Source organism: Embleya sp. NPDC025285 (assembly GCF_055558835.1).
Map to the genome: position 1 here is coordinate 1 of NZ_JBVHLU010000272.1, position 2,072 is coordinate 2,072.

A 2,072-nucleotide genomic window follows, 5' to 3' on the forward strand; every position below is an offset into this window, starting at 1 on the left:
CGAGGCACCACCTTTTTTCTCTCCCCCGCTTCGCTCCTCCGAGAAAAAAGGCGGCGCCTCGCTCGGGGCTTCGTGTCCCTCCGCTTCGCTCCGGGACACGAAGCCCAAACTTGCGGCTCCGCCGCTCTCCGCGCTTCGCGCGTCGATCACTGGGGTGGGCGCGGGTCGGGGGCGCTGACGCGCCGGGGGTGCGCGGTCGGGGCGGGTGGGTCGCGGCGGGGGTGGGCCGGCGGCGCGGTGAGACGAAGGTGGCGGGGGCGTGGGGGTGGAGGTCCGACGCACGCGTGGCGTTACTGCGGGGGAAGACGCGCTGGGGTGGGAGTGGGTCGTGGGTGTGGTGGGTCGACGGTGGCGGGGTTGTGTGTGGGGCGGATCGACGGGCCCGGGTCGGCGTTGTGGGTGGGCGGCTTGTCTGGAGCGCGGGGGTGGGTAGTTGGGGTGAGTGCTGAGTGTGGGGCTGTGTCGGTGGGTGGGCCAGGGGTCATGTGGTGGTGGCGAACTCTGCCATTCCGGTGGCGAAGTCGGTTTGGGCTTGCCAGCCGAGTTCGGATTCCAGGCGGGCCGCGGAGGCGGTGATGTGGCGGACGTCGCCGAGGCGGTATTCGGCGGTCGTGATCGGGGTGGGGCCGGCGTGGGCCTTGGCGAGTGCGGTGGCCATTTCGCCCACCGTGTGGGGGACGCCCGTGGCCACGTTGTAGGTGCGCAGGCCGTGGCCGGAGCGGTCCAGGGCGGCCAGGTTGGCGGTGGCGACGTCGCGGACGTGGACGAAGTCGCGGCGTTGGCCGCCGTCTTCATACACCCTCGGCGGCATGCCGGCGCGCAGCATCGAGCGGAAGATCGCGGCGACGCCGGCGTACGGGGTATCCAGCGGCATCCTCGGGCCGTACACGTTGTGGTAGCGCAGCGCGGTGGCCACGCCTCCGGTGGCCCGGGCCCAGGCGCCGGCCAGGTGCTCCTGGGCGAGCTTGGTCGCGGCGTACACGTTGCGCGGGTCGGGTGCGGCCTCCTCGCAGATTCGGCCGGGAGTGACCGCGCGCCCGCAGGTCGGGCAGGGCGGCTCGAAGCGGCCGGCCATCAGATCCTCGACCGGCCGCGGACCCGGCATCACCTCACCGTGCTCGACGCAATGCCCCAGGCCCTCTCCGTACACCACCATCGAACTCGCCAACACCAGACGTCCGATCCCCGCCCGCGCCATCGCGGCAAGCAACACCGCGGTGCCCAGGTCGTTGCAACCGACATAGTCCGGCGCGTCGTTCAGGTCCAGCCCCAACCCGACCTTGGCCGCCTGATGGCACACCGCGTCCACGCCCACCAACGCCCGATCGACCACCGCCGGATCGCGCACGTCCCCCCGCACCGCGTCCACGCCCTCGACCTCCACCACGTCGAGCACCCGCACGTCATGCCCCGACTCGGTCAAACACTCGACCACGTGTGCTCCGATGAACCCGGCGCCGCCGGTAACCAGGATTCGCATACCGCCAACGCTAGACACGCACACACCCCCGAAACCCCCCAACCACACCAACGTCACCCGTTCGTAAGACCCACACACCCCCCCGCCCGCGCCGCGGACGCGACGATCCGCCACCCCACGCCCCCAATGCCTCCGACTCACCACACCCACGACCCCGGCTGTTCGGCCGTCCCATCCGGGGACACGCGCCCGCCCCCGGCACGTCTTCTCCCTGCGGTAACGTCACGCCGCCTGTCTCGCTCCCCCACAACCCCGCCACCGTCGACCCACCACACCCACGACCCACACCCACCCCGGCGCGTCCTCCCCCGCAGTAACGCCACGCGTGCATCGGACCCCCACCCCCACGCCCCCGCCACCGCCCCAGGCTCAGACACCCGCCCCAGCCCACCCCGACCGCGCACCCCCGGCGCGTCAGCGCCCCCGACCCGCGCCCACCCCAGTGATCGACGCGCGAAGCGCGGAGAGCGGCGGAGCCGCAAGCTTGGGCTTCGTGACCCGGAGCGAAGCGGAGGGACACGAAGCCCCGAGCGAGGCACCGCTTTTTCTTGGAGGAGCGAAGCGGGGGAAAGAAAAAGCGGTGCCTCGCGAG

General features: G+C 72.2%; 1 protein-coding gene. It reads right to left on the bottom strand.

What is annotated here, in order from left to right:
• Nucleotides 1-481 precede the first annotated feature (481 nt).
• Nucleotides 482-1,480, bottom strand: coding sequence for an NAD-dependent epimerase/dehydratase family protein (locus tag ACZ4FV_RS52135; RefSeq protein WP_395870662.1), 999 nt, complete (start codon nt 1,478-1,480; stop codon nt 482-484).
• Nucleotides 1,481-2,072 lie beyond the last annotated feature (592 nt).

Coding starts and splice junctions, on each gene's coding strand:
- ACZ4FV_RS52135 (WP_395870662.1), bottom strand. CDS start 1,480: ATGCGAATCCTGGTTACCGGCGGCGCCGGGTTCATCGGAGCACACGTG.